22 protein-coding genes and 1 tRNA gene are annotated in these 25,953 nt (G+C 58.6%); 6 read left to right on the forward strand and 17 right to left on the reverse strand.

Annotated elements, in window-relative coordinates; translation table 11 throughout:
* Positions 1–50 precede the first annotated feature (50 nt).
* Positions 51–4,685, forward strand: a complete 4,635-nt coding sequence (locus G8764_RS19250) for a polysaccharide lyase family 7 protein (RefSeq protein WP_166166826.1) — start codon at positions 51–53, stop codon at positions 4,683–4,685.
* A 171-nt stretch (positions 4,686–4,856) separates the two neighbouring features.
* On the opposite strand, the gene flgL is transcribed toward G8764_RS19250, so the two are convergent.
* From flgL to G8764_RS19320, 14 genes are all read right to left on the reverse strand, one after another.
* A complete protein-coding gene (gene flgL / locus G8764_RS19255) occupies positions 4,857–6,122 on the reverse strand; it encodes a flagellar hook-associated protein FlgL (RefSeq protein ID WP_166166829.1) in 1,266 nt (421 codons plus the stop codon).
* A gap of 11 nt (positions 6,123–6,133) precedes the next feature.
* Positions 6,134–8,872 carry a flagellar hook-associated protein FlgK gene (flgK, locus tag G8764_RS19260; protein WP_166166832.1) on the reverse strand — a complete coding sequence of 913 codons (2,739 nt, stop codon included), beginning with the start codon at positions 8,870–8,872 and terminating at the stop codon, positions 6,134–6,136.
* Between the two features lie 5 nt (positions 8,873–8,877).
* Positions 8,878–9,876 (reverse strand): flagellar assembly peptidoglycan hydrolase FlgJ, encoded by a 999-nt coding sequence (flgJ, locus tag G8764_RS19265; RefSeq protein ID WP_166166835.1) that lies wholly within the window; start codon positions 9,874–9,876, stop codon positions 8,878–8,880.
* A gap of 18 nt (positions 9,877–9,894) precedes the next feature.
* Positions 9,895–10,989 (reverse strand): flagellar basal body P-ring protein FlgI, encoded by a 1,095-nt coding sequence (locus G8764_RS19270; RefSeq protein ID WP_341806423.1) that lies wholly within the window; start codon positions 10,987–10,989, stop codon positions 9,895–9,897.
* Positions 10,990–11,042: 53 nt separating this feature from the next.
* Positions 11,043–11,747, reverse strand: a complete 705-nt coding sequence (gene flgH / locus G8764_RS19275) for a flagellar basal body L-ring protein FlgH (RefSeq protein ID WP_166166837.1) — start codon at positions 11,745–11,747, stop codon at positions 11,043–11,045.
* Between the two features lie 35 nt (positions 11,748–11,782).
* The gene (flgG, locus tag G8764_RS19280; protein ID WP_166166839.1) at positions 11,783–12,568 is read right to left on the reverse strand and encodes a flagellar basal-body rod protein FlgG; all 786 of its coding nucleotides are present in this window, start codon (positions 12,566–12,568) and stop codon (positions 11,783–11,785) included.
* Positions 12,565–12,807 carry a hypothetical protein gene (locus G8764_RS19285; RefSeq protein ID WP_166166841.1) on the reverse strand — a complete coding sequence of 81 codons (243 nt, stop codon included), beginning with the start codon at positions 12,805–12,807 and terminating at the stop codon, positions 12,565–12,567. Before G8764_RS19285 ends, flgG begins: the two co-directional genes overlap by 4 nt.
* Positions 12,807–13,547 carry a flagellar basal body rod protein FlgF gene (locus G8764_RS19290; protein ID WP_166166843.1) on the reverse strand — a complete coding sequence of 247 codons (741 nt, stop codon included), beginning with the start codon at positions 13,545–13,547 and terminating at the stop codon, positions 12,807–12,809. The genes G8764_RS19285 and G8764_RS19290 overlap by 1 nt, the downstream gene beginning before the upstream one ends.
* A 222-nt stretch (positions 13,548–13,769) precedes the next feature.
* Positions 13,770–16,196: a flagellar hook-basal body complex protein gene (locus G8764_RS19295; RefSeq protein ID WP_166166845.1), complete on the reverse strand. Its 2,427-nt coding sequence runs from the start codon at positions 16,194–16,196 to the stop codon at positions 13,770–13,772.
* A 112-nt stretch (positions 16,197–16,308) separates the two neighbouring features.
* On the reverse strand, positions 16,309–16,983 hold the full coding sequence (locus G8764_RS19300; protein WP_166166846.1) for a flagellar hook assembly protein FlgD: 675 nt from the start codon (positions 16,981–16,983) through the stop codon (positions 16,309–16,311).
* A 22-nt stretch (positions 16,984–17,005) separates the two neighbouring features.
* The gene (gene flgC, locus G8764_RS19305) at positions 17,006–17,440 is read right to left on the reverse strand and encodes a flagellar basal body rod protein FlgC (protein WP_166166848.1); all 435 of its coding nucleotides are present in this window, start codon (positions 17,438–17,440) and stop codon (positions 17,006–17,008) included.
* 18 nt (positions 17,441–17,458) lie between these two features.
* Positions 17,459–17,860 carry a flagellar basal body rod protein FlgB gene (flgB, locus tag G8764_RS19310; protein ID WP_166166849.1) on the reverse strand — a complete coding sequence of 134 codons (402 nt, stop codon included), beginning with the start codon at positions 17,858–17,860 and terminating at the stop codon, positions 17,459–17,461.
* A gap of 173 nt (positions 17,861–18,033) precedes the next feature.
* On the reverse strand, positions 18,034–18,864 hold the full coding sequence (locus G8764_RS19315) for a CheR family methyltransferase (RefSeq protein ID WP_341806422.1): 831 nt from the start codon (positions 18,862–18,864) through the stop codon (positions 18,034–18,036).
* Between the two features lie 94 nt (positions 18,865–18,958).
* A complete protein-coding gene (locus G8764_RS19320; protein ID WP_166166851.1) occupies positions 18,959–19,912 on the reverse strand; it encodes a chemotaxis protein CheV in 954 nt (317 codons plus the stop codon).
* A gap of 236 nt (positions 19,913–20,148) precedes the next feature.
* Between G8764_RS19320 and flgA the strand changes: the two genes are divergently transcribed.
* From flgA to G8764_RS19340, 4 genes are all read left to right on the forward strand, one after another.
* Positions 20,149–20,868, forward strand: a complete 720-nt coding sequence (gene flgA, locus G8764_RS19325) for a flagellar basal body P-ring formation chaperone FlgA (RefSeq protein WP_166166853.1) — start codon at positions 20,149–20,151, stop codon at positions 20,866–20,868.
* A gap of 16 nt (positions 20,869–20,884) precedes the next feature.
* Positions 20,885–21,037: a hypothetical protein gene (locus tag G8764_RS19330; RefSeq protein ID WP_166166856.1), complete on the forward strand. Its 153-nt coding sequence runs from the start codon at positions 20,885–20,887 to the stop codon at positions 21,035–21,037.
* Complete coding sequence (gene flgM / locus G8764_RS19335) at positions 21,027–21,338, forward strand: flagellar biosynthesis anti-sigma factor FlgM (protein ID WP_166166859.1); 312 nt, start codon at positions 21,027–21,029, stop codon at positions 21,336–21,338. The genes G8764_RS19330 and flgM overlap by 11 nt, the downstream gene beginning before the upstream one ends.
* Before the next feature lie 188 nt (positions 21,339–21,526).
* A complete protein-coding gene (locus tag G8764_RS19340; RefSeq protein WP_166166861.1) occupies positions 21,527–22,033 on the forward strand; it encodes a flagella synthesis protein FlgN in 507 nt (168 codons plus the stop codon).
* Between the two features lie 2 nt (positions 22,034–22,035).
* Here the strand turns inward: G8764_RS19340 and G8764_RS19345 are convergent, their stop codons facing one another.
* Positions 22,036–22,686 carry a TIGR04282 family arsenosugar biosynthesis glycosyltransferase gene (locus G8764_RS19345; protein ID WP_166166864.1) on the reverse strand — a complete coding sequence of 217 codons (651 nt, stop codon included), beginning with the start codon at positions 22,684–22,686 and terminating at the stop codon, positions 22,036–22,038.
* Positions 22,687–22,751: 65 nt separating this feature from the next.
* A complete protein-coding gene (locus G8764_RS19350; protein WP_166166866.1) occupies positions 22,752–23,426 on the reverse strand; it encodes a TIGR04283 family arsenosugar biosynthesis glycosyltransferase in 675 nt (224 codons plus the stop codon).
* A gap of 421 nt (positions 23,427–23,847) precedes the next feature.
* Here G8764_RS19350 and G8764_RS19355 point away from each other — a divergent pair.
* Positions 23,848–23,924, forward strand: a tRNA-Arg gene (locus tag G8764_RS19355).
* Positions 23,925–23,975: 51 nt separating this feature from the next.
* Here the strand turns inward: G8764_RS19355 and G8764_RS19360 are convergent.
* Positions 23,976–25,757 carry an SLC13 family permease gene (locus G8764_RS19360; RefSeq protein ID WP_166166869.1) on the reverse strand — a complete coding sequence of 594 codons (1,782 nt, stop codon included), beginning with the start codon at positions 25,755–25,757 and terminating at the stop codon, positions 23,976–23,978.
* Between the last annotated feature and the right edge of the window lie 196 nt (positions 25,758–25,953).

A 25,953-nucleotide genomic window follows, 5' to 3' on the forward strand; every position in this document is an offset into this window, starting at 1 on the left:
AAAGCATCCAGCTGACAACGTCCTGGTTAATTTTCTGGAGATAATAAAACGTGAAAAAAATAATGATGCCTGCACTCGCCCTAACTTCAGGCGTGGTATTAACTGCCGCTGTGCAAACTGCCAGCGGTCAAGATGAATGGACCCCGGGTAATGGCAACGCTTACGGCCAAATTACCAATCAACTAAACCTCCCCAAACAAAAAGGCTGTTCCACATTTTTAAGTGTCTGGTGGCCCGAGCATAAAAATGCCTGCAAGCCTGTTATCGATTGGACAGAAGTCGAGGCCGGATTGACCATCGGCAAGACCCACCAGGCCGTCGACAAGGACAAGCAGCTGTTCTACAGCGATATCACCATCAACAACAACACCGGCACTGAAATTCCAGCCGGCTCGAGACTGATCATTGCCGGCGCCAACCTGGCACTGACTAACGGCAGCGGCCTGACCGCAAGTGGTCAACCCTATATTGAAACTACCCAGGCTATTGCCAACGGGGAATCACTTACTGTTCGCGCAGAATTTGAACATAAGCTCTTGCCCCTGAGCTTCAGCACCGGTTTTGAGACAGCCAAGATCAGCAACGGCGTTATTGCGATTAGCGGCGAAACCAGGGTTGTGCGCACCTTGACTGCCGAGGTTAGCGACCCCGATGGTATTTCTTCTGCAATTGACTATCAGTGGCAGGCCGACGGTGCAGATATTACCGGCGCCACTGCCGCCACCTACAAACTGACCGCAGACGAAGAAGGCAAAATCATCACCGTTAAAGCATCGTACAGTGACGACCTTGCGTTTGCGGAAGACATCACCTCAGACGCCACCCCTGCCGTGGCAGCGCGCAATGCCAACATTGCCGGTAAGCTGGATATTCAAGGTGAACGTTTAATGGGCAACACCCTGCAGGCGGTACTCGATGACAGCAACGGTCTTGCCCAGGCGGCCAGCTATCAGTGGTTTGCCGATGGTATTGCGATTGAGGATGCAACTCACTCATCGTTACCGCTCGATGCCGCACTGGTGGGCAGAATCATTAGCGTTACTGCCAGTTACAGCGACTACGACGACTACGCCGAAGCAGCCACCGCCAGCACATCCCATATCGCCACCATTGCGGTCAGTGGCGAGAGTGAACTGTCCAGCGCCCTTGCCTCGGCCGCCGATGGTGACTGGGTCGCCCTGGCCAGTGGCAATTACGCTGCTATGGCAAGCATTCGAATTGGCAACGCGGTCACGCTCACCCTCGCGCAAGACAGTGACGCGATCATTAGCGGCAGCACCTGTATTGAACTGCGCGGAAACAAATCCGGCCTGGTCGGCCTGACGTTTGACGGACTGGACGTGCTGCCCGGCTCCAGCTGTGGCGACAGCAACCTGCTGCTCTCCGGTGACAACGTGCTATTGAGCAACAACAGCTTCCTCGGCCAGGCAGCAACAACCAGCCACAGCAGCGAATACAACTGGGTTTACGTCAAAGGTTCAGCCAACCTGATTGAACGCAATCTGTTCAGCGGCAAAAACCTGGATACCAATGGTGCGGCAATCACCGTTTACAACAAAGGTGATGGCACCGAAGGCGGTCATGTCATTCAATACAACCTGTTCAAGGACATGCCTGGTACCAGTGTGCAAGCAAACGCCTACGCCGTGCAGATAGGACGCTCTACATCCGGGGACGGCAACGGTGAGGGCAACCACGTGGTACGTTATAACCGCTTCGACAATGTGATTGCCGACCGTCGGGTAATCAGGGTGCAAGCCAGCCGCAGCAGCATTTATAACAACACCATCGTCAACTCTAGCGGCGGTATTTCGCTGGAAGATGGCTTTCAAAATACCGTTAGTAAAAACGTAATTATTTCTTCCGGTGACAATAGCGACGACAGCGGTATTATGTTTGCGCCCTTCGGCCACACCATCACCGGCAACTATATCGCAGGCTTGAAAACAACTTCATCGCAGCGCGCTGCATTGCTGTTGAACACTGAAACCTTCGCCAACAGCGGTAACAGTAAACTGCCGGTAAGCCCGGTAACCGTAGCCCACAACACGGTTATCAACAGCAACCATGCCATCAAGACCTACAGCGGCAGCAAATGCCAGGCTAATGTTTTTATCGCCAACTTTGCCAGTAACCTTGTGGCCAACGGCGTCGCCAACCAGGGCGGCAATGGTACTGGTGCTGCGGCCTTTAAAAACGACTGTGCCATCAGCGCTGCCAGCAGCTTTGCCGGTGACCAGTACTATGCCGCGGCTACCGACATCGGTGTACTTGCCGGCGCTGAGGGCGAAGCGATATTGACCACCGCAGCCAATGGCTTGCTCGCCGCCTCGGGCGTTGGCGCCAATGCCGACGAACTGCTTGTGCTGAGCGACAGCGACGTGGGTCCCGGCTCCAGTTTCAAGCCAGCCCCGGGTAGCTACGACGGTGACATCAATATTGATTTCTCACACTGGTATATTACCTTCCCCAGTGGCAACTCCGAATCCAATCCCCAGTGGTTGGTGGACGGCGGCACCCGGCCAGATGAGTTTTTCTACGCGGCAGATGGCGGTGCGGTATTTAAAACACCCAATATCGCTGGCACCACCAGCTCGAACACCAAGTACTCTCGCACCGAACTTCGTGAAATGCTGCGCGGGCCAGAGCAGAACCCAAAACCTGTCGGCTGGCCAAGCACCCAGGGTCTGAACAAAAACAACTGGGTATTCTCAAACTCCTACCAGCGCCTGCAATACGAGGCCGGCGGTGTTGATGGGGTAATGGAAGCCACACTGAAAGTGGATCACGTATCCACCACTGCCACTGCAGGTAATGAGTACATGGTTGGCCGGGTCATTGTTGGCCAGATTCACGCGTCCGACGATGAACCCTTCCGTCTGTACTACCGCAAGGACCCGGGTAACACCCTGGGCTCGGTTTACTTCGCCACTGAAGTTCCCGGCATAGGAGATAACCGCTACGAGATGATCGGCAGCAGCCGTGAAAACCAACCCAATCCCATCGATGGTATTGCGCTGGGTGAAGTGTGGAGCTATCGCGTCGAAGCCAAAGGCGACAATCTCACCGTTACCATTACGCGCGTAGGCAAGCCGGATGTTACTCGCACCGTGAAGACCGCAGCGGCGTACGCCAACGATTGGATGTACTTCAAAGCCGGTGTTTACAACCAGAACAATGGTGGTGATGCCGACGACTACGCCCAGGCGACCTTCTACTCAATCGTTGTCAGCCACGACGCTCCGCCCGCTGAACCAGGAGACGGTTCTGACGAGCAGGGCAGCGGCGACAACGACGGTGATATTGTCGACGCGACCAGTTTGCAAACGGCTCTTTTGGCAGCGGCAAGTGGTGACACCATCGAGCTTGGCGATGGCGACTATAGCAATATGGGCAATATTGTGGTGAATACTGACGGCATTACCCTTACCCGCGCAGCTGGCAGCAGCGCAGTGATCAGTGGTGAATTCTGCCTGTTAATAAGCGGTGACGATGTGCGTGTAACAGGCCTGGAGTTTGCTGATATTGCACTGATATCCGACAGCACCAGCGGCTGCCGCAGCAACGGCGACGGCAGCATTGTCATCACTGGCGACAAAGTTATCTTTGCCAACAACATGCTCAATGGTGATGCCCTCAATCCCGTTCCCTCAGGTAAGGACACCCATAACTGGCTGGTGGTCAAAGGCTCTAACACCCTGGTAGAACGCAATACCTTCCAGAATCGTCGCGGCCTGCTCTCGGCCAGCAGCGATCAGGTCAAGGGCGGTTTTATCTCGGTATTTGTCAACAGCAGTGTGAGCAACAACACCATTCGATACAATCTGTTCAAGGATCTGCTGCTTGAGAACCAGACTACGGCCTACGCCATTCAGCTTGGTCGTACCACCGGTAATGATTCCCGCCAGAATGGTTTCAATACCGTGCAGTACAACCGCTTTGACAATATCGACTCCCCGTCCCGTGTTATCCGCGTACAGGGTAGTAGCAATACCATCAGCCACAACACCATTGTCAATTCACAGGGCATGATTTCCCTGGAAGACGGCCAGTTTAACGAAGTGAGCTACAACGTAATTCTACCCTCTGGTGAGGATAGCAATGACGGCGGTATTGCCGTAGCACCTTACGGCCATATCGTTTTTGGCAACTATATTGCGGGTTCAAAAACCACCTCTTCCGAGCGCGGTGGCATTTACCTCAATCACAACGCCAATGGTTCGGGCAACCTGGGCCTGACCGCTAACGCGGTTGCAATATCGGGTAATACCATAATCAATACCATGCAGCCCATTCATATTGGCGGCAAGGGCTGTGGTACTGGCCCGGCGTTTATTGCCGAATTCAGCGACAACCTGGTTGCCAACGGGATTAGTGGAGTGGCGGCGCTGGAAGGTACTGTTGTTACCGGTCGCCCGGTATTGCGCTACGATTGCGCCATAAGCCCGGCCAGCTCCTTCATTGGCGAAGCCTACTTCACCGATGGCTTGACCACGAGCACTTCGGTAGCCTCCCCAAGTTTGCTGAACAGTCAAACCGGGAGCGACGGCGCAGCATCAGTTATCGCCGCCAGCAATGGCCTTATTGAAGCAGACGGTGCTCTCGCAGGCTCTGGCGCGGACGCCGGTTCACTGCTTGTGATTGAAGAGTCAGAGGTTGGTGTGGGCTCAACCACCAGTTTTTAAATAACGAGTAGTAACTTCCCTTCCTGGCTCGCGCAGTTTACTGCGCGAGCTTTTCTCTGTCTGGCGAAATAGAAAACCTGCAATACGAACGGGTAGCTAATAGCTGTCCAGCAACTTGTTTTTGTAATCCCCGCGCCGACGGCCTCGCACTCCCCTGCCGCGCCAGGACTATTACAACCGGCTAAACAAACTCAACTGACTGACTCGAGTGAAGGCGGCCTGGGCGGCCTGCAGGATCATGGTTTGCGCCGACAGGCGCGAGGCGGCTTCGGCGTAATCGAGATCGCGCAAGTCAGCGAGGATTTCCTGGGACAACAACTCCGTGTCCTGGTGCAACTCGCGGGTACTCTCCAGGGTGTTAAAGCGGGCGCCGAGACTGGACGTGGTTTCCAGGATATTGACCTGGGCGTTGTTGAGGTTGTCGAGGGTGTCGGCCACGATATCGCTGAGGAACCCCTTGCTTTCCTGGGTGCCGTCCACTCGTTTCATGGCGTCGCTAAAGCGCGCCAGGGTGGTGAGAATATCCTGGTTGGGGGCCGAGTTGATAAAAAACTTGTCGCCTTCGGCCGTCCCGTTGGCTGAAGCCGGCGCCCCCATGATCGTCACACTGACGCCGTGCACCACAATTTCATCGCCGGGATTATAAGGGTAGTTTTCGTAGGGGCCGATCACATTGCCGGTGGAGCGCTCGGTGATGGTAAAGTTTTTCCCCGGCGGCGCCACACTGGCATCGTCCTGGAAGCTGATCACCATATCTTCCGGGTAAAACGCGTCGTAGTCTTCCTGGTCGACAATTTGTCCGAAACTGATAACCGCGGGCGGTACCGCCCGATTGGCGCTGTTAGCAGCGGTAGTCACCGTGTTGTGGGCCGCCGGAATATCCACAAACACTTTTTTGCCCGAGTCGCTGGTGGCCACCGCGGCGTTATCGGAAATGCGGATATAGACCTGGCCGTCTGTGCCCTGGTAGGCAAAGCCAAAATTGGCATCGCCGACAAACGGCTTGTCGCCGCCTTTGTAACCGGCAAAAATATAATCGCCGGAGGCATTCTGGGTGTTCATCAGGCTTTGCAATTCCGAGATCCGGGCATCGATTTCACTGGCAAAAGCATCGTATTCGCTGTCGGTATAGACCGCGGTGTTACCGGCCTGTACCGCCACTTCCCTGACCCGCTGGATTAAATTGAGCACACTGTCGAGAGTCGACTCTTCCAGTGACAGGTTGTTTTCCGCGATATCAATATTTTTTTGGTACTGCTCCAGCCGCGCCAGGTTGTGATCCAACTCCATCATCTTCACCGCCGCCACCGGGTCGTCAGCCGGTGTCAGAACGCGCTGGCCGGTGGAGATCTGGGTCTGGGTCTTGGCGATTTCCCGATTGGCTTCACCGATGCTGCTATTGGCGACGGTGTACATTTGCAGAGTTGATATTCTCATGGACTCAAGTCTCAGAAGATATTGATCAGGCGATCAAACAGGTCTCTGGCCACAGAGATAACCTGGGCGTTAGCGTTGTAGATTTGCTCAAACAGAATCAGGTTGGAGGCTTCCTCATCGAGGCTGACCCCGGAAATGGAATTGCGCAGATCTTCGGTCTGGGCCAGCACCTGGGCACTGGCCGCGCCGTTGAGCTTGGCGGTATTGGTTTCAATGCCGATCACCTCCACCAGGGTGCCGTAGGCGTCACCGAGGGAGCGCTGGCCACTGTCGACCAGGTTGGCGGTACTCAAGTTGGACAGTGCCATGGCGTTGCGGTTATCGGAAACCCCGTCCAGGTTGAAGTCCAGGGTAAATTGGTCACCCCGCTCGGCAACACCATTGATACTGGCGCTGATGCCCAGGTAGGTGGACTGGGCAAAGCCGGCCGCCGAGCTGTCTCCCAACAGGCCGCTGACGGTCGGGTTGCTGGCCAACTGCACATTGGCAGCCAATACTACGTCCAGCGTTCCCCCCACGGTCACCGCGGCCTGGTTGCCGGCACCGGCACCGGTCAGGGTGCGGGCGCTGGCGTTGTAATCGCTGACCACCAGGCTGTCGCCGCCGCTGGCTTCGAGACTGAGATTAAAGTCGTCACCCTGGGTGGAGAAAACCTGCAGCTCGCCCTGGCCGCTGGTGGCGTTGGTGGCTGCCACCGCGTAGATACCGAGATTCGCAAAACCACTATCCTGATTGATTCTGGTGGCGAGATAGCGATTGAAAGCGGCGGCATCGGCGGCCGGGTCCGGAACCTTGCTGGAGACCAGGCCGGCGTCGTATTCAATCAGGTCCACCCCGTTAAGGTTGATCTGCAACGGCGAGCTGTTGTTCAAGCCGGCCACACCGGACAACACCATTGAATTGCGGGCAAACGCAGAGACACCGTTGACGTCGGCCAGTTGCGCCGCCAGGGTTTTGGCCGAGCTGTTGAGGGCCGGGTTCAATACCTGGCGGGTGGTGCTGCCGGTATCCGGGTCAGTGTGCAGAAAACTCAGGATTTCCGAGGGATAGCCGTTGGCCACCGGCGCCAGGGGCCCCGCCCCGGTCACCACGCTGCCAATGCCCAGGGCGCTGCCAGCGGCAGTAACCAGGGTTTCGCCAGGGTCACCGCTGAACAGTGGATTCTGCTGGCCGGGCACATAGACCCGATTGCGTATCGGTGGGTCGAGCGCGACCGGCTTGCCGGGGTCGCTGTTATCCAGCACCTCGTAGGTGGTCGCTGTGGTAAAGCGCACCAGCAGTGGCGGCTGCATATCCTGCTGGTTACTAAACAGGCCGATCGGGTCGCCGTCGACCGTATCCAGGCTGAGGACACTGCCGGCGCTGATGGTGGCGTTACCGGTATTGCCACTGTCGCTGCCAGTAACCAGCGGACTGGCAAAGGCCAGCTGATCCGGGCGCTCGATCACCGCAGTCATATCTCGCGCCGCGGTGCGAGTAGGCTGCAGAAGAAACTTGTCGCCCGGCTGGAAGCTGCCCTGGGCGAAATTCAGTTTTAAGCCGTCAAATTCCACGCTGGCAGGGGGGTTGGCCGGCAGTGAGCCACGCGCCACCACGGCCCCGTCACTGTGTCGGGTGATACGATAACTGGTATCGCCGGCGCCGGCTTCAAGGGTGTAATCACTGGCCGTCAAGATGCTGCTGTCAACCAGCTCGAGGCTCAATACCCGGTCATCGGGAGGGGTGTTGCCGTCGTCATTAAAAACTCTGGTAGTACTGAGCGCGGCATCGTTGACACTGCGGAAAAAATCGCCGCCAAACTGGTTGTTGAGATCGATGCCGAGGCGATGTACCTGGTTGACGCTGTCGCTGAGCACCATTGCCACCCGCCCCAGCTCATTGAGGCTGGTGCTGAGTATACTGTCGCGAAAATCCAGCAGACCGCCCAGCTCACCGCCGTTGATAAAAGCAGTTATCACCTGGCTGCGGGCGCCGTCACTGAACGCGACTTCCCGCAACTGCGGGTCCAGCTCACCGTCCACTATTGCCATTTGCCGGGCCGTGGAGCCAATCACCAGCGACTGCCCCGAGCCGACGCTGACGTTCACCAGGCCATCGCCCTGGTCTACCACATCGATGGCCACCAGTTCCGACAGCTGGCGCAGCGCTTCCTCGCGCTGATCCAGCAAATCGTTGGGAGCGAGGCTACTGGTGGTTTGCGAGATCTTGTTATTGAGCGTCGCGATATTGCTGGCCAGGGAATTGATCTGGCTGACCGCCACATTCATTTTACTGTCGACGTTTTCGCCAATGGTCGAGATACGCTCGTAGAGGGTGTTAAACCGCTGCGCCAGGTTTTCCGCCTCACTGACAATCAACTGCCGCGAGGGAATCGAAGCCGGGTCATCGGCGCCATTCTCGAGCATCGAAAAAAACCGGTCCAGGCCGGCGGAGAGCCCGGTTGATGAATCTGACAGCAGAGTATCCAACTGCCCGATATTGCTGCTAAAGGTCTGCAACTCGCTGTTGAGGGAACTGTCGGCACGCAACTGAGTGATCAGGAACTCATCGACGACACGCTCCACCGCGGTGATGGTAACGCCGTTGCCAATAAAACCGGCGCCGGTAAAGCTGGGGGCATTGGTGGCCAGCTCAACACTCTGGCGGCTATAGCCTGGCGTATTGGCGTTGGCGATATTATGCCCGGTGGTTTTCAGCGCCGTCTGGCTGACCTGAAGCCCGCTAACCGCTGTATTTAACAACCCCGCCATCGTGCCTAGCCTCGCTCAGCCGTGGCCGCCGCAGTGAAATTGCGACGCACGATATCGATGATTTTACTGGCGTAGTCCGGATCAGTCGCGTAGCCCGCCCGCTGCAATTCATGCAGGTACTGCTCCGAGTCCGGTGCTGAATTCAATGCTTCCTGATAGCGCTGCTTTGCGCCCACAAAACTGGCGTAATCCCTGAAACTCTCGGCGTAGGAATCGTAGGCCCGAAAGCGGGCTGTTTCCGTTACCGGCAGGCCGTCACGGTATTCCAGCGTCTCTACCACCGCCACTCGGCCGGGCCAATCTGCGCCGGCCTTGATACCAAACAGGTTGTGACTGTTGCGCCCAGCGTCATCGACAATCAGGTGCTGCCCCCAGCCGGTTTCCAGGGCGGCCTGGGAAATCAGGTAGCGCGGGTCTACCCCAATCTCATTGGCGGCGGTCGCCGCCAGCGGGGTTAAGCGCTGGATAAAATCCTGTTGGTCGACAAAGGGGCTGGCCGCGGTAGATGCCGCTGGACTATCGCTGGCCGCCACCTCCCGATAGGACTGCAGCGGCGCAGAGGAGCGCTGGGGCACAGGGCCTAACTGGGACACAGGGGTAAGTTGGGACATAGGGGTAGACACAGGGCTGGGCTGGGGCGCCGGTTGGCCACCCGGCATGGATTGGCGCATCTGCCGCACCAGGGCGTCGGCCAGGCCCATGCCGCCGCGGCTGGAGAGGCTCAGGGCCAACTGCTGGTCGAACATCTGCTGGTAGAAATCCATCTCGTTGGAACCGCTCATGCCCTCATCTTTAAAGGCCTCATTGGCCTCGCGCATACTTTTCATCATCATATTGAGAAACACGGATTCAAACTGCTTGGCAATGGCCTGCAGCGCTTCCTCGCCGCCGCCCTGCTTATTGACCTGCTTGATCTTCTGCAGGCCGGACAGATCGGTATAGACACCGGCATCACTGCTGCCGAGCCCTGCCAATAAACTGTTGCCGTTGCTGGAATTTATCATCGCTGCGCGCTCCGCTGTCTAGATCACGATCAGTTCGGCTTGCAGGGCGCCGGCCTGCTTCATAGCCTCGAGAATGGCCATCAAATCCCCTGGCGCGGCACCCACCAGGTTTACCGCCCGGACAATACTTTCCAGGCTGGCACCGCCATCCAATTTAAACATCGGGTTGATATCCTGGGTGGCATCGATACCCGCGGTTTCCGGCACCACCACCGTCTCACCCTCGCCCAGCGGATTGGGCTGGCTTACCTGCACCGTCTCGTTGACGGTGACGGTAAGGCTGCCGTGGGTGACCGCCACCGGCTCCACCCGCACGTCCTGGCCGACCACAATGGTTCCGGTGCGGGAGTTGATCACTATCCGTGCCGCCTCCCGGCCCGGTGCCACTTCAATGTTTTCCAGCAGCGACAGGTAATTTACTTTCTGGGCCGGGTTGATGGGCGCATCCACCATTACGGAAGAGGCATCCATGGGCCTGGCCACATCCGGGCCCAACATCTGGTTGATGGCCTGAGCCATGCGCTTGGCGGTGGTGAAGTCGCCGCGGTGCAGATTAAACACAATCGGTTGACCGTTATCGAAGTTGTTCGGGGAGCTGCGCTCCACCGTAGCGCCGTTCGGTATGCGCCCAACACTGGGAACGTTGACGGTGACTTTGGAACCGTCGGCGCCCTCGGCGCCAAACCCACCCACCACCAGGTTGCCCTGGGCTATGGCGTAGACATTGCCGTCCAGGGCCTTGAGCGGCGTCATCAACAGCGTGCCGCCGCGCAGGCTCTTGGCATCGGCGATGGAGGACACGGTGATGTCCATGCGCTGGCCGGGCTTGGCAAACGCCGGCAGGTCGCCGTGCACCATGACCGCGGCCACGTTTTTCATATTTACGCTGGCCCCCGGCGGCAAGGTAATGCCGAACTGCTTGAGCATGCTCTTGAAAGACTGGGTTGTGAACGGTGCCTGATTGACCTTGTCGCCAGTCCCGTCCAACCCCACCACCAGACCGTAACCCAGCAGTTTATTGCTGCGCACACCGGCCACATCGGCCAGGTCCTTGATGCGCTCCGCCCGGGCGTAGGTGCCGAGCAGCAGGCTGGCTGCCAGCACCAGCGCCACTGCTGTGAAGGGAAAACGGCGATATAAGGACAGGTCAATCACTGTGTATTCTCCTAGAAAGGCCAAACCGGGCTGTTAAAAAAGCGATTCAGCCAACCCATCTGGTTGCTGTTGGCCAGTTCGCCAGTACCGCTGTATGAAATGCGCGCATTGGCCAACCGGTTGGAGAGCACGGTGTTGTCCGGGTTGATGTCTTCCGGCCGAATGACACCGCTGATGCGAATAAACTCGTCGCCCCGGTTCAGGGTCATCCACTTTTCACCGCGCACAATCAGGTTGCCGTTGGGTTGAATGTCAGCAATGGTGACGCTGATGTTGCCCTCGAGGCTGTTGCTCTGGTCGGCATCTGCTTCACCGGTAAAGTCGCGGTCTTGTTGTAAATCGGTATTCAGTCCCATGTTTTTAAATGACGGGGTGGTACCGAGAATCGGGCCGGCATTGAAACTGGCATCACTCTCTTTTTTCACGGAGACATTGGTGGTTTTCTGGGACACAGTGCGCTCATCCAGCACCACGGTAATGACATCGCCGATGCGGTGGGCCTTGCGATCACCGAATAACTGCAAGCCATAACCCGGCTGGTAGAGCGAGCCCGCTTCCGGCTGGGGGCTGTGTGCCGGCGCCGCCATCACCGGTGCGTAGGCCGGGTCTCCCGGCTGCACTGGCGTCTGCACCGCGCAACCGCTGGCCAGCAGGCACAAGCCAGCCAGTGCGGTAACCGGGGTGCGCAAAAAGCGCTTTAATGTCTGTGCGTTCATAAGCTGATACCTGGTCCAACTAGCTTTAACACCGGTTACATATTCTGGCTGATAAACTGCAGCATCTGGTCCGATGTGGAGATCACTTTCGAGTTCAATTCGTAGACCCGCTGAGTGGTGATCATATTCACCATCTCCTCGACGATATCGACATTGGAGTTTTCCAGTGAGCCCTGTTTTACCTGGCCCAGGCCATCCAGCCCCGGGGTACCCGGCACCGGGTCACCACTGGCGGCGGACTGCCGGAAAATATTGCCGCCCATGGCTTGCAGGCCAGCGGGGTTGATAAAATCCACCGTTTCAATCTGGCCAATCTCCACCGGGTCCACCTGGCCACTGAGCGTGGCCGACACCACCCCGTCGTCACCGACGGTCAGTTGCAAGGTGCCGGCCGGCACGGTAATGGCCGGCTGCAGCAGCAAGCCGTTGGCATTGACGATTTCACCGTCGGCACTGAGGTGAAAGGCGCCGTTGCGGGTGTAGCTGATCTCCCCGTCCGGCGACAACACCTGGAAAAAGCCGCGACCATCGATGGCGAGATCGAGATTATTGCCGGTAACTTGCATGCTGCCGGTGGTGAACTCTTTCTGGGTTCCCACAACCCGAACACCGGTACCCACTTGCAGCCCCGAAGGCAGCTGGGTGTCCTGGCTGGACTGGGCCCCGGGCTGGCGCTGGATCTGGTAAAACAAATCCTCAAACACGGCGCGTTCGCGCTTATAGCCCACGGTGGAGGCATTGGCGAGATTGTTGGAGATGGTGCTCAGCTGGGTATCCTGGGCGCTGAGCCCGGTCTTGCTGACGTACAGGGCAGGTATCATTTGATCACCTCTGTTTTAGGGTTCGTGCTTATTTGGTTCTTCATCGCTTGATTCGTCACTGCTTGATTCGTCACTGCATGATTCGTCACTGCATGATTCGTCACTACTCGATTAAAGGTTCCTTGCTGCGAGAGCTTGCGCGGACAACGACCATGCGCCGTCAACTTTTTGCCCCCACTAATCCCGCTGCCTGCAACCACAATCAGGCGGTCATTTTTTTGACACCGCAAGCCGTTCATCAGGAGCTCTGCAATAAGCGCGCCGATGACTGCGAATTACTTTCCGCGCTCTTCATCAACTTGACGCTGAGTTCGTATTGCCGCGACAACGACAGCACATTGGTAAATTCGGCTATCGGGTTGACGTTACTGCCTTCCAGAAAGCCGGACTGCACCCTGACCTCAGCATCGGCGGGCGCTTCGCCCGCGCCGTCACGCAACCGCACCAGTCCGTCTTCGCCCTTGACCAACTCCGCGGGATCGGGGTTGACCAGTCGTATCCGGTCGGCCTGGGCCAAGTCCAGCGGTGTCGCCCCGCGGGTGGTCACACTGCCATCGGCGGCGATGTCAATTTTGCTGTTGGGGGGAAAGAAGATGGGGCCGCCATCACCGAGGACTGGCAGGCCATTGCCACTCAACAACTGGCCATCGGCACCCTGGGTCAGGCCTCCGGCACGGGTATAGGCTTCGCTGCCATCCGGCGCCAATACCGCAATATAGCCCTCCCCTTCCACTGCCAGGTCCAGTTCTCGGCCAGTGGCCATCAGGGGGCCGGGGGAAAAGTCCGTGCCCGGACTTTCTGTCAGGGCGTAGGCGCGGGAAGGATGCCCGTCACCGTAGTAAACCGGCATGCTGCGCGCCTGGGCGAAATCGGCGCGAAAGCCGGTGGTGTTGGCATTGGCAAGATTGTTGGCATGAACAGTCTGCGCCTGCATATTGTGCTTGGCGGCTGTCATGGATATGTATAGTGCCTTGTCCACTGCAGTACTCCTCTATTGGCCTCGAAGCGGAAATTGATTGCCGCTTTGCTGCGTTCAATAGAGGGGTTGCAAGGAGCGGGCCAAGTGCGACCAAACGGCCACACAGCTCTGTCAACAGGGGCCCGGCAGTGCCAGGGAAAGGCGCGTGGACGCTGGCGAAAGGTCAGCAACTGCAGACTCATTCAACTCAAGGACTTGCCCCTTGAATTAACCGGCAACCCTTTAGATATTGAGGATCGTCTGGGTCACCTGGTCTGCGGTTTCAATGGTCTTGGCGTTGGACTGATAGTTGCGCTGGGCAATAATCAGGTTGACCAGTTCCTCGGAGATATCCACATTGGACTCCTCCAGGGCGCCGGACTGCACCAGGCCCAGGGCCGCGGTTTGCGGCACCCCCACCAGTGGCGGCCCGGATTCGAAGGTCTCTGCCCAGCCAGTATTGCCCTGGGACTGCAAGCCGCCCTCGTTGACAAAACCGGCCAGCGCCAATTGCCCCAGCACCTGGGCCTGGCCGTTGGTAAAACGGGCAAAGATAATGCCGTTCTCCTCGATGTTCAAACCGGTGAGGCGGCCGGTGGCAAAACCGTCCTGGTCCACATCATTGACGGCAAAATCACTGCCAAACTGGGTGGTACCGGCAATATCAATCTCGAAGTTCGACGATATCGGCGGCGACGGAATCGGCAAGACTCCACCGGTATTAGGGCGCAGCGAGCCGTTGTAATTGCCGCTGTCGTCCAGCGGCGTCCAGTTGCTGACCAGGAATGGGCCGTCCGAAGCGGGGTCGAGAGTGCCGTCATTGGTAAACTTCAGCGAGTATTGAGCCAACCCGGGCACTGTGCTGCCCGGTGCCGGATTGCCGACATTCTCACCGTCGATGGTAATGTACATGGACCAGTTGTTGGCGGTGGCTGCGGTATTGGTAGGATCCGTGCGCTCCTTGACAAAATACTGGGTCATTATGTGGGAGTTACCGAGGCTGTCGTAGATGGTCACGGAGGTGGCCGAGTTGTAGCTGTCGGCATCCAGCGGGTCAAAAGTATTGCTGGAGTTGCCGGGCATGGTTCCCCAGATATTACCTGGTGTGCCGGTGCTGCTGGCGGCGACACTGATGCCGTCATTAACGGTAATATTGAGCTCGCCCCCCATGGCAATCTCGTTACCCGGGTCCAGGGTCAGCGGCCCCGGGCTGGTGGCGGGCACACCGAGGCTGCCGCCATAATTGGTCAGGCCCACGTAATCCAGGCTGGCGCCGCCACCGGCAGCGTTGTTCTGGAGGATTATATCCTCGCCATTGAGGGCGGTGATATCGATCACCCCGCTGCTGGAAATCGATGCCGAGACCCCGGGAATATTGGCACTACTGATCGCCGCAACAATTTGCTCTTCGATGCTGCCAGTGCCACCGGCCGGGTTCAGCACCAGGAAATTGGTGGCACCACCGCCGTCGGTCGGTTTCAGGGCCATGGCCAATTCACCGGTGGCAAAGCCGCCCACGGACGACAAGCGCAAATGGGTGCGAGCACTGGCGGCAATGCCGAGGTTCTGCACCTGGTCCTGCTCGTTGATATATTCGGCGACCTGGCGCGCGGTGGCGTTGGGCCCGGGGCGGGTGGTCAAATCCAGGGTGCGGGTGGTGGTGGCGGTAATCACATCCAGCTGCCCCGGGCTGTAGCCGTTATCCGGCGCCTGGTAGGCGGACGTCTGGCCGGAGGAGACTCCCGGCGCCACCGCCGCAAAGGCGGCAATGCCATTGCCGCTGACATTGTTCATGGACACGGTAAAGTTGGTGTTCGCCCCCGCCACTTCGCCACTGAGATCGATATCGATGGTTGAGCCCGTGGCCGTGGCGGTCATGCTATTGTAGGGCGCGGCGAGGCCGGCAAAATAGTTGTTCAGCAGTGCGGTCAACTCAGCGGCGTTATCGATGGTCGCATCGCCGTTGCCCACCGCCGCCACACTGGCGGCATTGACGGTCAGCGCCGCTGGCGTGGCGAAGCCCGGAATGGTAAACGACAGGTTCAGGCTGTCCGTGGCAAAACTGGTGGCGACCCCGAAACCGCTGGTCATGCGGGTCAGCTGGGCGGCCGGATTTGAGGCCAGCTGGGTCTGGGAACCATTGGTGGTGCTGACCAGCTCCTCCGGGGCGGGCTCGGTGGCGTCGAGGTTAAAACGGGAGGTAACCTCGGTGGTTTGCTGGGGCGCCTGGTTGCCGGATCGCACCTGCAAATCAGTGAGCACACCGTTGACGATATTGCCATCGTCATCGGCCCCAAAGCCCTGCAGGTTGTAACCTGAATTGTTTACCAGATATCCCTGGTTATCGGTGGAGAATAGCCCGGCGCGGGTGTAGGTGGGATCGCCGTTGTCACTGAGGATAAAAAAACCACTGCCGTTGATGGCCAGGTCCAGCGCACTGTCGGTGAAGGAGATATTACCCTGGGTAAACTGCTGGGAGACATCGGTAAGGGCCACGCCGCTGCCGGCCGAGTTGGCCGCGGTGCCGACAATGGAACTGGCGTAAACATCGCCGAATTCCGCCCGCGAGCGCTTAAAGCCGGAGGTGCTGGCATTGGCGATGTTGTTGGCCGTTACACCGAGATCACTGTCGGCGGCGCGTATTCCTGTCAGACCAATAGTAAACGACATAGTCCTATCCTCTACTTCACTTTATTGCTTCGATGGCAGCGCCATCAACGCGTTAATTTTCAGGTTTGTGCCGTGGCGGGCTTAGCCACCACGACTGGTACGCCACGATTGGCTACTGAATCGTCTGCACGTCCTTGAGATCCACCTTGCCGATACCCGCCAGGTTCAAGGTGGTTGTGCCACCATTGGTACCCAGGGTGACGCTGTTGACGTTGGCCCCCAGCAGCGTGTTCAAACTCTGTTGTTTGCCATCGATTTGCGCCTCGGCCTGCACGGTATACTTGCCGGAGGGCAGGCTCACGCCATCATTGTTGAGCCCGTCCCAAGCGAGAGAGATATCGCCAGCTGTCTGCGAGCCGAGGTTGATGTTGCGTACCAGTTGGCCACTTTCATCATGAATGGCGATGGCCACGCTGGGACTGCTGACCGGTAACTGTGCCACGCCAGTAAACAGCTCCCCCTGGTTCAACCAGGCGGTGTCCGTTTGTACCTGCACCTGGCGCCCCACCAGTGCGGTCGCTTCCAGCGCCAGGTTAGACTGGTAACTGGAGACAAAGCCGCCCATGGTGTCATTCAGGTTATCGATACCTTCCAGCGAGCTGAACTGGGCCAACTGGGCGATAAACTCGCCGTTGTCCTGCGGCTCCAGCGGATTCTGGTTTTCCATCTGGGTAACCAGCAGCTTTAAAAACTCATCCTTGCCCAACTCTTTCGAGGGACCGGTTGGCTCTGGTGCCCGGCTGTACTGTTCCAGCACACTGGACAATTCGTTAGTAGCAATATCCATAACAGTATTACCTTGCTAAATACTATTGGCCGAGCGTGAGAACGCGCTGCACCATTAACTTGGCTGAATTCATGACTTCCACATTGGCCTGGAAGGAGCGCGAGGCGGAAATCATATTGGTCATTTCCTCCACCACGTTGACGTTCGGGTAGTAGACGTAGCCCTCCTCGTCCGCCTGGGGGTGGTGTGGCTCGTAGCGCGGCTGCAGCGGCGCGTCGCTCTCCACCACACCCAGCACCTGAACGCCGGCCTGGGCCGCGCTCGCCGGGCTGTCTGCGCCCAGCTCCATGCTGTCGCGATAGTGGGCGGCAAACACCGGATGGCGACCGCGATAGACCTGGTCGATACTGGAACTGGCAGTCTGGGCATTGGCCAGGTTGCTGGCAGTGGTGTTCAGGCGCACGCTCTGGGCGTTCATGCCCGAGCCGGCGATATCAAAAACGGTTCCTAGTGCCATCAGTCAGTCTCCTGTTAATTATTCGCCGCGCAGCGCGCTGGTGAGGCCTTTAAACTTGCCATTCAACATGGTGAAGGTCGCCTGGAAGGCCAGTGAGTTCTCCATGTACTTAGCGTGCTCGACATGCTCTTCCACGGTGTTGCCATCGATGCTCGGCTGGCCGGGCGTGCGATAGAGAGCATCGTCTTCCCGCTCGATCAATCCGGCCTGCCGATGATGGGACTGGTGCGTGGCGGTCATGGACATGGCTGCGGAACTGCCCTCGGCGCGCTTGAGCATGCTGCCAAAATCCAGGTCGCGGGCCTTGTAATTGGGGGTGTCCAGGTTGGCAAGGTTGTTAGCGAGTACCGATGCGCGCTGGCTGCGAAAGCGCAATGCGTCGTCGTGTATGCCCAGTGCCCGGTCAAAACTGATAGCCATGTTGTCCGTCCGTCGCTCAAATTAAATGTGTCTGCAGGAGTTATAGCAATCCCTGTGCCAGCCAATTAATAATTTTTAAGCCATTGATTTTTAAAAGATTAATTTTCAGCGAAAGGTATGAAAGGACAGGCGGCAGTGGTGGAGCGGCAAGGCTTTACCGCTCTGCCGGCAAGCTAGCGGGCGCGGTAATAGATACCCGGGTGGGCGTGGACGAGCTCAAACAGATCGGTGAGATTGGCAACACCTTCGGAGGCGCCGAGAAAGAGAATGCCGTTTGGCTTCAGGGCGCGATGCAGGCGGCGCAGAATATCCTGCTTGGCATCGCTGTCGAAGTAAATCAGTACATTGCGACAAAAAATCAGGTCGAATTGACCCAGGCTGGCGTAGGAGTCGAGCAAGTTCAGGGCCCGAAAGCTGACCCGCTCCTGCAAATGTGGCTTCAGCCGCCAACTGGCGCCATCGTCCGAGCGCTGGAAGTAGTCCCTCACCTGGCTGTCATCCAGGCCCCGGGTAATTGCCAACTGGTCGTACTCCGCCGCCAGGGCCTGCCCCAACACCCGCGACGACAGATCAGTGGCCACAATTTCCACCGGCCTCGCGTCGGCACCGCTGTGATAAGACTCCTGCGCCGCAATGCTGATGGAAAACGGCTCCTGGCCGGTGGAACAGGCCGCCGACCAAATACGCACCGGGGTGTGATCGGCACGAGCCAGCAACTCAGGCAACAGGGTGCGGCGCAGGCACTCAAACGGGTATTGGTCGCGAAACCAATAGGTCTCGTTGGTGGTCATCGCGTCCACCACCTGGCCACGCAAAGCGCGACTGCCGGGCAGCTGCAGCAATTCAACCAAATCGGTCAAGTTGCCCAGCCCCATATCGGTCATGATCCGTCGCAACCGGACTTCGACCAGGTATTGCTTGTTTTCGGCCAGGGCAATGCCGCTGACCCGGCGCAGATACTGGCGAAAGGCATCGAAACCGCACACCGCGGTGGAACTGGTCACGGTAACCCGGCAGCCACAGTTACAAAAACCCGCTGCCCCAGCGCGGTCGGCAACGCCGATTTGACGCTGGACCTGGCAATGGTCCCGGTGGTATTCACGGCGTCACCTCCTCGCCCTGCTGCGCCAGCAGAGTCAACATATGGGCATTGACTCGCTGCGCCAGTTCATCCGGGTTAAATTTGGCGAGGAAATCATTGGCCCCGACTTTATCGATCATAGCTTTATTAAACACGCCACTGAGCGAGGTGTGCAGGATAATGTGCAAGTCACACAGGCGGGGGTCAGCCCGGACCGCAGCAGTGAAGGTGTAGCCGTCCATTTCCGGCATTTCAATATCCGAGATCACCAGAATCAGTTCGTCACTGGGGTTTTTTCCCTCTGCCACCATAGCCTGCAGGAACTGCAGTGCTTTGCGGCCATCCTCGCAGGCGGTGGTGATCAACCCCATGGACTGCATCACCCCCTGGATCTGCCGCCGCGCCACACTGGAGTCATCCACGATCAGCAGATGACGGCCATGCATCCGCGCCGCCACACCCGTCGCTATAACTGCATCGCTGACCTGCTCCCTGGCGCTGCTCACCTCGGCCAGAATCTTCTCCACATCCACAATAGCCACCATGCGCCCGGCCGTTTCAGTCACCGCGGTCAGGTAAGTATCACTGCCCACGGCCCGCGGCGGCGGGTGAATATTTTCCCAATTGGTGTTGATGATCTGTTCGACGTTGCTGACCAGGAAGCCCTGGGTAGAACGGTTGTACTCGGTAATAATGACGTAGCACTTGTCGATATCCGCCAGCGGAGGTTGGCCTGTGGCCACATTCATATCGAGAATCGGCACGGTGCTGCCGCGAATATGCGCCACCCCTCGCACCACCGGTTTGCGTTGCGGGATGGCGGTCAGGCGCGGGCACTGCAGCACTTCCTTGACCTTGAACACATTGATGCCATAGAGCTGTCCGGAGCCGAGCCTGAACAACAGCAACTCCAGCCGATTTTGTCCCACCAGCCGGGTGCGCTGGTCGACACTGTCTATTAAACCGGTCATGGCCGCCCCGCAGTGATCATCGCCGGCCGGATCGACCGCTGGACAAACGCCTCATATCGGCACACTGATTGCATAGATATTCTTCCAAAGTTAGCCGAGAGTTTGTGCCCCACCGCCGGACCACTACCGAGCAGTTGCTTCGGTTGCCCCGCTCGAGCGGTATACAGGGCCTTAACGGCAGCACCCGGCAGGGCTTTAACCGCACCACAATCTGCTTTAAAGCATAGGTCAATATAATGAGACTTCGTAATTTTTATTACGCCTTGGGCACCTGCCTGCTGCTGGCCCTGACGCCGCCAGCAGCGGCGCAGCAGGCCACAGCGGAGTACCTGCAGCAGATTGAGCGGGAGGCGCGGGAGTTCCTGCTGGCAGTGCTGGCAGAACAGGCGCCGGCCGACCTGCTGGAAGTCGCCATCAACAGCCCGGACCCGCGCCTGCGCCTGAACCACTGCGACAATGCTTTGACATACAGCCTGCACGGCAATGCCAATAACGCCAGTAATGTGACGGTCAGGGTACTGTGCGAGGCCGACCGCAACTGGTCGTTTTACCTGACCGCCAGTGTCGAGCGCCTGCGCCATGTGGCGGTTGCGCTGCGCAATATTCCCCGCGGCACCCAGTTGACCAGCGCCGACCTGCAAACAGAGCAGCGCCGCCTCAGCGGTTCCGAGAGCCGCACTTACACTACTGCCGAGAGCGCCCTGGGCATGGTCACCCGGCGCCCGATACAGCTGGGCGATGTCATCCACAGCTCCAGCCTGACGGAGCCCACAGCGGTGCGCAAAGGGGATCAGGTGCAGGTAAGGGCCGTAGGCACAGACTTGAATATCGTCACCCTCGGCATCGCCATGAGCAGCGGCAAGGTCGGCGACCAGATTCGCATTAAAAACAGCAGCTCGGAGCGGATAATTCGCGCCCGGATCAGCGCCCCCGGCGAGGTGGAGGTGTACCTTTAGGGTACGGCGAGAAGATATGAAAAAAAGTGAGAAAGTGACTAAAGTAACCGCAGAGGCTGCCGATATCCTCTTCAAGGGTACCTTTAGTCATGTTTTGATACCCGTCGGCAACACACTAAAGTCCGGTATTTTCCGGCAGCAATATGGGAATTGCAGCAATGGTTATTGATTCGAACTCCAACATTCACTCGTCCTCGGGCAGTCCGCGGAATCGCGTTGATGCGCGCGGCACTGACACCAAATCCAGCTCGCAGCCTGAAAGCAGTGGCTCTCAGGCCAGCAGCAAGCCGGATGTGTCCCTCAGCACACAGGCGCGGTTGCTGCACAAACTGGAGAGCCAGATCAGCTCCAGCCCGGACGTCAATTCCGACCGGGTGGCTGACATCAAGCGGGCCATTGCGGAAGGGAGCTATCAAATCAATCCCGAGCGCATCGCCGAGCGCATGCTCGAGCAGGACGACCAGTTTTAACCAGTACCGGGGTTAAATCACTGGCCCTGCGCGGCCTGTGCATGCAGCAGATAGTAACAAGCGAGATAAAAGTTTCACAAAACGGACTACACCAAAACCGGCTTTAGCGCTAACAGGCAGCACCGCAATTCCCACTTAGTGCCCACTATCGCTACCGCCATCGGCCCCGCCCGGGCCTGGAGAAAAACATGACAGCAACAACTTCCCCTGTGCAGGTGTCTGCCCAGGCAGTAGAACAAATGATCCGCAAGGACATCACCTCAGCCGACGCCCTGGCCAAGCTCCTGACCCACGAACACGAAGTATTGCAAAGCCGCGACCACCAGGGCCTGAGTGCCCTGCTGGAACGGAAACAGGCGCTGATGGCGCAACTGGAGCAAAACGCCCGCCAGCGCAGCGGCTGGATAAAATTCCTCGCCGAGCGCACCCGCCTGCCGGCAGAACAGTGCTGGGAGCGACTGCTGCAGGAGCTGGCCAATCCCGAAGTCAGCGAGCTCTGGCAGCAGTTTCAGGGCAAGATCAAAGAGTGTAAAAACGCCAACGAAATCAACGGCAAGATGATCAGTCGCGGCCAGCGCACTTTAAAACAGCTGCTCGGTATTATCCGCGGCCAACAGGTGCAAAACCCGAAACTGTACACCGCCGCCGGCGACACTCGAACCCAGAACCAGAGCCACACCGTTATCAAGGTATAGAATCAAGGTGTAAAGCCGCGCTCCGCCGACCACCAGCCCAACTCCTGCAATTGCTGCAAATCCTCAGGCCGGTCGATATCGGGCAGCGCCGCCAGGCAGCTGTGGCGCCAGCCCAGTCGCGCCAGGTTGGCCAGGGTTTGCGCCAACACAGTAGCGCCGCCCCAACTGACCCCGGCAAACAAATCCGGGGCATAGCGCCCGGCCCCGATGGCGACATAGCCGCCATCTTCCGCCGGCACCAGCACACAATCACTGCCCTGTTGCAGCGCCGCGAACATACGCTGGATATGCGCCGGGGTTAAAAACGGACAATCGCTCCCCACGATCACCACCCAGCGATAGCTTGCCAGGGCGAGCTGCAGGGCCGCCCCCATGCGCTCCCCCAGATCGGCACCGCGCTGCGCCAACACCTTCACCCGGCCCTGGGCCGGCTCGACCAGGCGGGCAAAAAAATCCGCGCCGGGCTCACTGCTGGCCCAGAGCTGGTAATCCCAGCCCGGTTCAGGCGCGAGACAGGCATAGGTATACGTGGTCAGGCGCTGGTGCAAAAGCACACTCTGGGCCGGGCTCAAGTGCGGCTGCATGCGAGTCTTGACCTTGCCGAGCTCGGGCAGCTTGGCGAATTGCAACACGCAGCAATCGCGGCGCGGCATACTGTTCCCACTCTCTTCTTTAGAATTCCCGTCCACGAAAGCCCTGTCCACAAGATTCCCGTGCACTAGCGATACTGCCGCGCCAGCCGGGCCGGATTGACCCCGAGCCAGTACTGCAAACGCAGCCACCACATGGTGACAACGGTTTTGATAATACCCCGCTCCTGCCAGCGGCGGCTGGAAGTCTGCAGGTGGGAGCGCGCCACAAACGGCAGCCCTGTTCGGCGCGCGCGCTTGCTGAAGTCGACGTCCTCCATCAGTGGAATATCCGCGAAGCCCTGCAATTGCTGCCACAGCTGGCAGCTGACAAAAATGGCCTGGTCGCCGGTGGCCACCCGGCTGAGCCGGGAGCGCAGGTTAATACCCCGCTCCACCACCCGCAACAGCCGCGCCGAGCCGGATAAACGCAAGGGGAAAAAGCCCCAGTGGCGGCCCGCCTGCTCGGCGAGCCGGATCTGCTGGAGGAAGTCCGGGGGCAAACGGGTGTCGGCGTGCAGAAACAACAACCACTGCCCCCGGGCACTGGCCGCCGCCGCGTTCATTTGCCGTGCCCGGCCCCGCGGCGCTTTCAGGCAGCGATCGGCCAGCGGCTCGGCCAGGGTCACGGTGCGATCGCTGCTGCCGGCGTCTACCACCAGCACTTCTGCGGCTCCACGACGCTGCTGCTGCAAAACCGCCAGGGTAGCGGTAATCTGCTGCTCTTCGTTGAGGGTGGGCACGATGATCGACAAAAAGGTCATTTGGCTGACCCCGCCCTACTGCGGCACAATGCAGACACGAGGTTTACTGACAGGCGCCGTCGACTTGTCTGGGTGCCGCACCGGAGGTAAACCGGAGGCTGAAAAATTCGGGCCCACGCCAGCACCGCCAGTAACGTTCCTGCATCCGCGTCGAGTTTCTTTAATAGTTTCACCAACTCCACCACTACGCGTCGACGCGGCCGTAATCGTCCCACCACAGCTGCGCTGCTCTCCGCGCCATACTTTGCACCATACTTTGCACCATACTTTGCGCCACTTTCTCCGTCACCCTCGCCACAACTCCCTGCTACTCTCGACCGTTGCCGGACTCTGGCCGCCGTCCCGCATTTGGGCAAAAAATTGATTTACTTCAATGTATTACAGTCGTCGCCCAAGTGCTGTTATAATCCGCGACCACTGAGTCCCCGTAGCTCAGCAGGATAGAGCAAGCGCCTCCTAAGCGCTAGGTCGGACGTTCGAATCGTCTCGGGGACGCCATTTTTTCCAGCGGGTAGCAAGCGTTACTCGATCGCGGGCAGGCGCCAGCCATCACGCCACCTTCACCAGCGGCCAGCCGAGCAGTAAAACACCTATAGTGACCGCGCCGACAAACACGTTCATCGGCACCCCGACCCGGAGGAAATCGCTGAAGCGGTAGTCGCCCGGGCCGTAGACCATCAAATTGGTCTGGTATCCCAGCGGGGTGGCAAAACTGGCCGACGCCGCCATCATGACCGCAAACACAAACGGCTCGTTGTTGAGCCCCGCCTGGGCAGTCATTTCCAACACAATGGGCAACATCAGCAGCGCGGCGGCGTTGTTGGTGATCATTTCCGTTAAAATCGACAGGGTAATATAGGTCAGGACCAGCATCAGCCAGGGGCTGCCGCCGCTGCTGGCGATAATATTCTCCGCCAGGAACCTCGCTACCCCGGTATTCTGCAGCGCCGCGCCCAGCGCAAACGATGCGGCAATGGTGATAATGACCGTCAGGTCGAGGCTTTTCTCCGCCTGACTGACAGAACAGCAGCCGCTGACAATCATCAGGCCCGCCCCGAGCAGCGCCGCATTGAGCATACTGATCAGGTCAAACCCCGCGGCCACCACCACCCCGACCAGAATGGCCCAGGCCAGCCAGGCGCGCTCATGGCGCGGCGCTTCGGTACCCAGATCATTGATCAGCAGAAAGTCTTTATTGAATCGCTGCCGGCTGACAAACGCCGGTCGAGCCTCCAGCAGCAAGGTGTCACCCGCCTGCAGCTCGATGGTGCCGAGATTGCCCTGCACCCGCTCGCCGTTGCGGGCCACTGCCAGCACTACTGCACCGTAGCGGTCGCGAAAACGGGCATCCCGGATTGCCAGGCCCACCGCATCGCAGTGGGGGGAAACCACGGCCTCCACCAGGCACCGCTCTGCTCTATGATCGGCAAGACCGTGGGGCTGGCCATTTTCCGTAGAGGCGACGATGCCATTTATCCTGAGCAGATCGGCAATGGCCTGAGTGTCACCGGCAAACACCAGGCGGTCGCCGCCGCGCAAGGTTTCCTCCGGCGTTACCGCCGTCAAGATAGTGCCATCGCGCTCGATCTCCACCAGGTAGACCCGCCGCAGGTTACGCAGGCCGGCGCCGACTACGGTCTTACCGACCAGCGGGCCGTTCGCAGCCACGCTGACTTCCAAGGTAAACTCGCGCATATTGGCAAAAGCATTGCTGTCGCTGCGATCGGGTAGCCAGCGAGGGAAAAAAAGCCACATAAACAACAGCCCCGCCAGCGCTACCGGCAACCCCACCAGGGTAATGGAAAACAGGGAAAATCCGGCACTGCCAGTGAGCGCCTGGTACTGGCCGTTTATCACCAGGTTGGTACTGGTACCGATCAGGGTCAGGGTGCCACCGAGAATGGCGGTATAGCTCAGCGGTATCATCAATTTCGAGGGGGCGATATTGATCTTGCGCGACCAGGCGTGCAGCGCCGGGATCATGGTCGCCACCACCGGGGTATTGTTCAGGAAACCACTGAGTACCACCACCGGTGCAATTATCCGGCTCAAGGCCGAGCGCACCGACTTCGGCTCCCCCAAAACCTTGTGCACCAGCAGATCAATGCCGCCGGAGGCATGAATCCCCGCGGCCACCACAAACATGGCCGCCACGGTGATCAAGCCGGCGTTGCTGAAACCCGCCAGGGCCTCGCCGGGGGAGAGAATGCCGCTGACACTCAACACGGTCAAAACCGCCATCATGACTATGTGCGGGCGGATCGCCGTTACCGTCAATACCACCAATGCCGCCGCCGTCAAGGCCAGCGCAAACCACCCTTGCCACTCCATAAAAACCCGCCCCAGGAAAAGAAGCGCAGAGATTACGGCAAAAAACCATTTCTTCGTAATTCTTTTTATTTCTATTTCTACTTTGTCACATTAGGCGCGGCGACTTTTGGTTGTCGCCTGCGTTTTCGGCACCTCTCAGCCGACTCTATCGCCGCCAATCGTTTCTTATGTCGATGCTCCATTTGCCGGATCACTT

It is taken from the genome of Pseudomaricurvus alcaniphilus, assembly GCF_011440395.1.
In the GTDB taxonomy this organism is placed as follows: domain Bacteria; phylum Pseudomonadota; class Gammaproteobacteria; order Pseudomonadales; family Cellvibrionaceae; genus Pseudomaricurvus; species Pseudomaricurvus alcaniphilus.

Coding starts and splice junctions, on each gene's coding strand:
- G8764_RS19330 (WP_166166856.1), top strand. CDS start 20,885: ATGAAAAAAAGTGAGAAAGTGACTAAAGTAACCGCAGAGGCTGCCGAT.
- G8764_RS19360 (WP_166166869.1), bottom strand. CDS start 25,757: ATGGAGTGGCAAGGGTGGTTTGCGCTGGCCTTGACGGCGGCGGCATTG.
- flgA (WP_166166853.1), top strand. CDS start 20,149: ATGAGACTTCGTAATTTTTATTACGCCTTGGGCACCTGCCTGCTGCTG.
- flgM (WP_166166859.1), top strand. CDS start 21,027: ATGGTTATTGATTCGAACTCCAACATTCACTCGTCCTCGGGCAGTCCG.
- G8764_RS19340 (WP_166166861.1), top strand. CDS start 21,527: ATGACAGCAACAACTTCCCCTGTGCAGGTGTCTGCCCAGGCAGTAGAA.
- flgL (WP_166166829.1), bottom strand. CDS start 6,122: ATGAGAATATCAACTCTGCAAATGTACACCGTCGCCAATAGCAGCATC.
- flgK (WP_166166832.1), bottom strand. CDS start 8,872: ATGGCGGGGTTGTTAAATACAGCGGTTAGCGGGCTTCAGGTCAGCCAG.
- G8764_RS19295 (WP_166166845.1), bottom strand. CDS start 16,196: ATGTCGTTTACTATTGGTCTGACAGGAATACGCGCCGCCGACAGTGAT.
- G8764_RS19300 (WP_166166846.1), bottom strand. CDS start 16,983: ATGGATATTGCTACTAACGAATTGTCCAGTGTGCTGGAACAGTACAGC.
- flgB (WP_166166849.1), bottom strand. CDS start 17,860: ATGGCTATCAGTTTTGACCGGGCACTGGGCATACACGACGACGCATTG.
- flgC (WP_166166848.1), bottom strand. CDS start 17,440: ATGGCACTAGGAACCGTTTTTGATATCGCCGGCTCGGGCATGAACGCC.
- G8764_RS19350 (WP_166166866.1), bottom strand. CDS start 23,426: ATGACCTTTTTGTCGATCATCGTGCCCACCCTCAACGAAGAGCAGCAG.
- G8764_RS19285 (WP_166166841.1), bottom strand. CDS start 12,807: ATGAACGGCTTGCGGTGTCAAAAAAATGACCGCCTGATTGTGGTTGCA.
- flgJ (WP_166166835.1), bottom strand. CDS start 9,876: ATGATAAATTCCAGCAACGGCAACAGTTTATTGGCAGGGCTCGGCAGC.
- G8764_RS19345 (WP_166166864.1), bottom strand. CDS start 22,686: ATGCCGCGCCGCGATTGCTGCGTGTTGCAATTCGCCAAGCTGCCCGAG.
- G8764_RS19320 (WP_166166851.1), bottom strand. CDS start 19,912: ATGACCGGTTTAATAGACAGTGTCGACCAGCGCACCCGGCTGGTGGGA.
- flgH (WP_166166837.1), bottom strand. CDS start 11,747: ATGAACGCACAGACATTAAAGCGCTTTTTGCGCACCCCGGTTACCGCA.
- flgG (WP_166166839.1), bottom strand. CDS start 12,568: ATGATACCTGCCCTGTACGTCAGCAAGACCGGGCTCAGCGCCCAGGAT.